The following is a 6546-nucleotide window of genomic DNA, read 5'->3' as shown; positions in this document are numbered from 1 at the left end:
CCGATTCAAGACGCTGGAACATCCCTTCGATACTCCAGCGACGACGGTATAAATCGGCGATTTGCTCAGCGCTGATGGTGTCGGGCAAGTTGCTCCAGAACCACATCACGCAGTCGCCTGATTCGGTAGGTGTTTGCAGGCTCAGTTCAACTCGGCGCCAGCGGTGGCCGCCTTTGAGTTCGATAATTTGTTCGCGTACTGTCCCGGCTTCGACAGGCACCGGTGCTTGCCAATCGCTTTCCCGAATCAGCCGTGGATGCTTGCTTTGCTGGCGAATAATGAACGAAGCGCTCGTTTCCTCGCAGGCCTGCATGACGGGCAGCGTGCAATAAAGCCGATCGGCCATCCACAGCTGTCCCGCACTGGCGCGGGCTAACAACGGCAGCACGCTGACGCGCTCGCTGGCGTAGGCATCCTCGCAAGGCTGCAAGTCAACGATCTGATCCAGGTCAGGATCGTAAACCACTACCGAAAACCCCGGCCGAGCTGCACCTCGTTCGCGCCGCAAAGCCCCCAGGCGTTTTTCGGTAGACGGCAGGTGATTGCCGTCAACGATGCGCAACTGCCAGCCGGGCAAAATGGCTGAACAGCCCAACTCTTTTATCGTCGGCGCCAAGCGCTCTGCGCTACCGGTGACCAAGGCTCGCAGCAATGCCGGTTCGGTGCGGCTGACCTTGTCATAGAGCGCCGCCAAGGTAACCGGTAGAGCATCCATCTGGCGCGCAGCGGCATGTAAGGACGGGCGCAGGCCCAATGAAACAAGGGACATCAGCTCAACGATGGTCGAAAACAAAAGCTCACGCGGGTACTGGCGTTGACGATGCTCTTCAAACACCTGATCAACCCACTCAGCAGGAATGGCGTGCTCCAGTGCCAACTTGACCATGACACTGGCCGGTGCCTTTTTTTCAAACCGCGCTAGAACTTCTGCCCACATCGTTTTCGTCACCCTGACTGGAGTTTTGGGGGAGTTTAAACGAAGACCTTGAAAGGGCTGGCTTTTACAGCGCTTTTACAGCGAGTCACTTTCGAAAAGCGCGAAAAGTAACCAAAGCGCTTCTGCCCCTGTCGTTCGGTGCCTCGCCCAGGCTCGGCATGCCCTCCGGTCCTGCTCCGTGGGCCCGCCGCGATCGGCCATCCATGGCCCAGAGTGTGTCAAAAACATCCAAGCCAACTCTTGCTATTATTCCCCAGGATTTCATTGCAAGGGTTGCCCATGAAACGTTTTATTCAAGGTGAACACCGAGGTCAAAGGTAAGCGCCGCATAAACCACACATGGCAAAAAACGATGTGTGTATTCAGCGCGAGATAGTCGGCGAGCAGTTCCATGGCAGCAAGGCTTCGAAGTCTTCAATCGAAGCCACCAGCGGCAAGCGCTCCAGTACGTGGGGCAGCCACGTATACGGCTCCTGGCCGTTGGCTTTGCCAGTTTCGACCAGGCTGTAGATCTGCGCACTGGCACCCTTGGGCGTGTCGCTGAACAGCCAATTTTTACGACCGATAACAAAGGGTTTACCGCTCTCTCGGCCTTGTTGTTATCGATGGGCAAGAAGCCGGCCTCGATGTAACGCTCAAGCTTGCTCCAGTTGCTGGCCCAATAACCGATGGCCTTGCCCAAGGCACTTTGTGAGGTGACCTGGGGATGCGTTTTCTCCAGCCAGCCCTTTAATTGGGCGAGTACTTGCAGGCTCTTTTCCTGTCGACCAGCCAAACGTTGTTCATCACTGCCGTCCTTGAGTTCGCGCTCGATGCCGTACAACTTGTTGATCATGGTCAGCGCAATATCGGCACGTCCGGTCTTGCCTTTAGGTTGCACTTTCTGCGCATCGACGAACTTGCGTCGCGCATGGGCCCAGCAGCCCAAACGCTCGACACCCGGTTGCACGGCCAAGGCGTTATAGCTGGCGTAATCGTCGGTCATCAGGTAGCCGCGATAATCGGTGAGCAGGCGCAGCGGCACCTCCTGCGCTCGGCTGGTGGTAGTCAAACAGGACCACTGGGCGCTCAGGCGGGACGCTGGCTTGGACCCACATCCAAGACTGGCTGGTCGGGTCTCGAACCGGTTCCTTCAGTACTTGTACCCGCGTTTCATCGCAGTGGATCACCGGGCTTTCCAGCAACCGGTCGCGCATCAAATTCAGCAGCGGTTGCAGGTGTTCGCCGCACTGGATCACCCAGCGCGCCAAGGTTTGGCGGGGGATATCGACGCCGTGGCGGCCAAGGACCTTTTCGAACCGATACAGTGGCAAACCGTCGACGTATTTGGTAGTCAGCAACATTGCCAGCACGCTGGGGCTGGCCATGCTCTTTTCGATCAGATGAGCCAGTTTGTCGGCGGTGACCGATGCCGTTTCGTAGCCACGGCAGACGTAAACCTTGCGGATGTGTTTGATCACACGGATTTGCATAGGCACGATTTCCAGCTGTTCGCTGGTTTCTTCGCCGATGACGTGTTTACGACAGCCGCACGCGCAGCTCAGTTCGTGCTCGGGCAGTTCGTGGATGACGTCAATACGCGGTAGATCAGCCGACAGCGGTTTGCGTTTGTCCCGGCATTGGGTCGGGGCAACGACTTCTTCGTCAGACTCATCGGTGACCGGAACCGCGAGGCTTTCGGGCTCATTAAAGAGCGCGAGCTGAGGCGTCTGCGGATCGACGGTTTGTTCTGATTTGCGCCCGAACAAACGTTGACGCAATAGCTTGATCTGCTCTTTCAGGTCAACGATCTGGCCCTTGTCCACCTGACGCTCACTGAGCATCTGCACAATCATTTGCATGAGCAGCAGCGGATCATCAGGGAGATTGTCGGGCATGAAATCATGGCCTGGATTATACCCAATCACGCGACAAATCGCGGCGTCGAACCTCATGCGGACGGTTCCTCAACAGGTCAAAACCATCCAGCAGCCAATTCAACTCCTGCGCGCTCAGCACGATGGCTTCGTCAGTAGGAGCAGGCGATGTTTTGAAACGCTCGGACTCCAGGCGCTTGAGCCAAAGGCAAAAACCGTAGCGCTCCCAATAAAGGACTTTCACTCGATTACGGGGGCGATTCAGAAAAACGAACACGGGGTCGAACACGGCGACCTTGATATCCAGCTCCACCAGGGCGGCAAGGCCGTCGATGGATTTTCGGAAGTCGACTGGTTTTGGGGTAGAGGTAGACTTTTTCGACTTTGGCGTCGGGACGCATCATGGTTGCGGGCTCATGAAGGGAATCGGGAGCACAGCATCAGGCTTGAACAGGCAGCTTTGAATGTGTACACGGTGGATCGCTTACGACGTTCCCACAACCTCGGCGGTGCAATCCATGGCCTGGCGTCGTTTGGGACCAGCACAAACTCCCCAAAATTTGGGAAGTTTGAATTCACAGCCGGAGAGGATATTTGAATTAGCGATGGTGAGTACGTATCACCATCGCTAACACTCAATGCTTAGCAAGCTTAGTTTGCTCTGTGATTGCGACAAAATCTTTTGCAAATAATCTTGCGCCAACCATGGATATGTGATTTCCATCAAAATAAATTGCGTGGTTGTCTATGGTTTTTTCACAAGTCTCAAAGCATATTTTTTTGTAGCTTTCAATTAGGTGTACTGAGTCTGATCGGGCTATTTTGTCTAGGTAGCTGATGGCGTATTCATTCTGGGTTTTAAATTGCTCGGTGGTTATGTAAGGCGGAGGCATAATGCCTTCGAGCATTTTTGCCCTGGCCATCGTTTGTGGAACGCCCGAAGTGTAGTAGGGTAACGGATAATTTATTATTATATTCTTTCCGCTCGCCTTTAGTAGTTCTATGGCTTTGGAGAAGCTAGGTTCAAAATCTCCCCAACTATCGTGGTAGCTAGGGGAGCCATAAAATGCAGTTATTACCACGTGTTTTATATCGTGATCCGCAATAAGTGAATCAAATATCCTCTGGTTATAGGCGGCGCAGTTTGGGCGTGATGTTGTGTTATAGCCAAGTGATGGCGGGCATCCTGATGCAGTCAGTTCTCGCAAGGATTTACCGCGTTGTTTATATAGTTCACCTATCGCGGCTGCTAATTCAACCCCGTGACTATCGCCCCAGACGACCGTATCTGGCTTCGTGTTTTCGCCGATTATGCATGAGTTATTATATTCGATGACTATTCCGAGACTGGTATCTGTATGGCATTTCGACCGATGCGGGCTATAGTCGGTCGCAGATTTTTCAGCAAGAATTGCCTGTTCACTGAGACGTGCTGGGAAGCCCTGATTAAAAACAATCACCATTCCCGCTAAGGCGATTGCAGTCATAGATGCACCTGCGTATGCAAAAGCCTTTGTTGTCGGGGCCTTGACGAATCGCCCTCGAGTTTTTTTCTCAATCAGAAGCCAAGAAAAGTACGATACAACCAAGGCCGTAGCGACCATGGATATGCGCTGATATGTACTCAGGTTGAAGTCAAAGTATAGATTGAAAAATACATATATTGGCCAGTGCCACATGTACAGGGAATAAGAGATTTTTCCAAAGAATACAGCGGGCGGTGATTCGAGTATTGTTTTTGCTACGGTTATATGTACCGATCCTGAATAGATGATCAGGGCTGCACCAATTGTCGGTAGTAGGGCGGTGGCTCCAGGGAACGGTACGGACTTGTCAAATGTGAAAACTGCTGCGGCAATTAGTAGCAAACCATTTAACGAGAGAGCGTTGGCTAAGAATTTTGATTTTGTAGCTGGGATAATGTTTAGTGCTAAAAAAGATCCGATCAGTAGTTCCCATGCTCTAAAAGGAAGCATGTAAAATGCAGTTAATTGGCTATGGTATGTAGTAATACAGGCCGCTAACAGAGATGCAAGAAAAATTGGAAGCAGTATTGTTTTTTGGCTTTTCTTTGACGAAAACCCTAGTTTGTAAATGGCTATCATTAGTAGAGGGAAGAAAATATAAAACTGCTCTTCTACTGCCAGTGACCACGTATGAAGCAGGGGGAGGGTTTGAGCTGAAGCTGAAAAATAATCTTGGGTTATCCAGAAATAAATGTTTGACGAGAATAGTATTGAAGAGACTACGCTTTGTGATAGGGATTTGTACTCCTTTTGTGTGAGTAGAAACCAACCTGCGATCAATGTGAATGTAAGTACTGCAAGTAGTACTGGTAGCAGGCGGTCTATTCTTTTTTTATAGAATACGGTAATGCTAAATTGGTTCTCTTTGATTTCACTTGAGATTATTTTTGTAATTAAATATCCGGATATGACAAAAAATACATCAACCCCGACGAAGCCACCGCTGAATAGGCTGTACCCCGCATGAAATAGTATTACTGGTAATATTGCTATGCTTCTAAGTCCATCAATGTCTGCTCTATACTTCATTTCTTGATTTGTCCTTTTTTAGCAGGTGATGGCACTCAACGCCTAATGACTTAAGGGAATTGGTATTTTGCGGTGATTTTTTATAACTCAACGTCGGATTCTCACCTTTGTCCAACCGTTACCTATTCTGAATACCCCTGTGTCGCCTCGGAGGGTATATAGGCTTGCTCTGTAAAGGGCGGACATACGAGAACAGCCATACGTTCTGATCTTCGTATATGCCCAAGCCCAGTCTCTCGGCTCGTTAACAACGGAAGCGTTCATCTCAGGCCCGAAAGTAGAGTTTAAAGCCCGATAGTAACAGGCAAAAAGAGCCCCGTAATCGACAAAAAATAACTAAGATCGGCTGTACGCAGAGAGATATCAACGGCTCCCAACAACCAACAACTGCTGTTGGCGCTACCAGGCGCCTGGCCAGTCGCGGGCAAGCTTCAATTGACCTTGTGATGAATGCCGGCACAGGTAGACTGTCCTGACTCTCACCAACATGGATGGATGTCTGTGCTCAAGCTTTCTGTTTTCATGGCTCTGATCGCCTCTTCGATCTTTTTCGTGGTGGGCTGCAATGCCGATCAACTGAGCAGGCCGAAAGTCCTGATCATTGGGGACTCAATTTCGCTCGGGTACACGCCGTATGTGCGGAAAGCCCTGGACTCGAAAGCCGTGGTGGCTCACAGCGCTGGCAATTCGCAGGATTCGAACAATGGCGTCAGGAATCTTCGGCGATGGATCGGCTCAGGGAAATGGGATGTTATCAGCTTCAATTTCGGGCTGTGGGACATCTGCTATCGTCAACTTGGGTCAATCACCAAGGATCACAAGGATAAGATGAACGGTTCGATCGCCGTTCCGCTGGATCAGTACGAAAGAAATCTCGACTTGATTGCATCTCAGCTGAAGGCAACAGGTGCGAATGTTATTTTTCAGAGCATCACCGTTGTTCCACAGCAAGATCCCTGCCGCAACAGTGTCGATGTGGAAAAGTATAACCAAACAGCGGCTAAGGTAATGAGACGTCTCGGTATTCCTGTCAATGACCTGCAGGTTGTCTCGGCCAGCCTGCCAGACGGCATGCGTGAATCTAATACTGATGTTCACTATACGAAGCCTGGTTATGCAGAACTAGCCAAGTCTGTAGCCAAAAGCATTGAAGACGCCCTGTAACAAGACGAATCCTTATCGATCCCTGCCAAGTGCG

The 6546-nt window shown here is 51.0% G+C and carries 4 protein-coding genes and 1 pseudogene; 1 reads left to right on the top strand and 4 read right to left on the bottom strand.

The window, feature by feature from the left end:
• The 4 genes and pseudogenes from MEB48_RS12115 to MEB48_RS12100 all read right to left on the bottom strand — a co-directional run.
• On the bottom strand, positions 1–886 hold an 886-nt coding region (locus MEB48_RS12115), incomplete at its 3' end, for an IS4 family transposase (RefSeq protein WP_237884471.1).
• A gap of 413 nt (positions 887–1299) precedes the next feature.
• Positions 1300–2814, bottom strand: a pseudogene (gene tnpC / locus MEB48_RS12110) (IS66 family transposase).
• 16 nt (positions 2815–2830) lie between these two features.
• Positions 2831–3106, bottom strand: coding sequence for an IS66 family insertion sequence element accessory protein TnpB (gene tnpB / locus MEB48_RS12105; protein ID WP_237884463.1), 276 nt, complete (start codon positions 3104–3106; stop codon positions 2831–2833).
• Between the two features lie 322 nt (positions 3107–3428).
• Complete coding sequence (locus tag MEB48_RS12100; protein WP_237884462.1) at positions 3429–5348, bottom strand: acyltransferase family protein; 1920 nt, start codon at positions 5346–5348, stop codon at positions 3429–3431.
• A gap of 501 nt (positions 5349–5849) precedes the next feature.
• Here MEB48_RS12100 and MEB48_RS12095 point away from each other — a divergent pair.
• Positions 5850–6512 carry an SGNH/GDSL hydrolase family protein gene (locus tag MEB48_RS12095; protein WP_237884461.1) on the top strand — a complete coding sequence of 221 codons (663 nt, stop codon included), beginning with the start codon at positions 5850–5852 and terminating at the stop codon, positions 6510–6512.
• Positions 6513–6546: the final 34 nt, after the last annotated feature.

The sequence above is a fragment of the Pseudomonas sp. PGPR40 genome, assembly GCF_022014505.1.
Taxonomy (GTDB): Bacteria; Pseudomonadota; Gammaproteobacteria; order Pseudomonadales; family Pseudomonadaceae; genus Aquipseudomonas.
The sequence above is the reverse complement of the archived record's forward strand: the minus strand, read 5'-3'. Positions and strand labels throughout refer to the sequence as shown.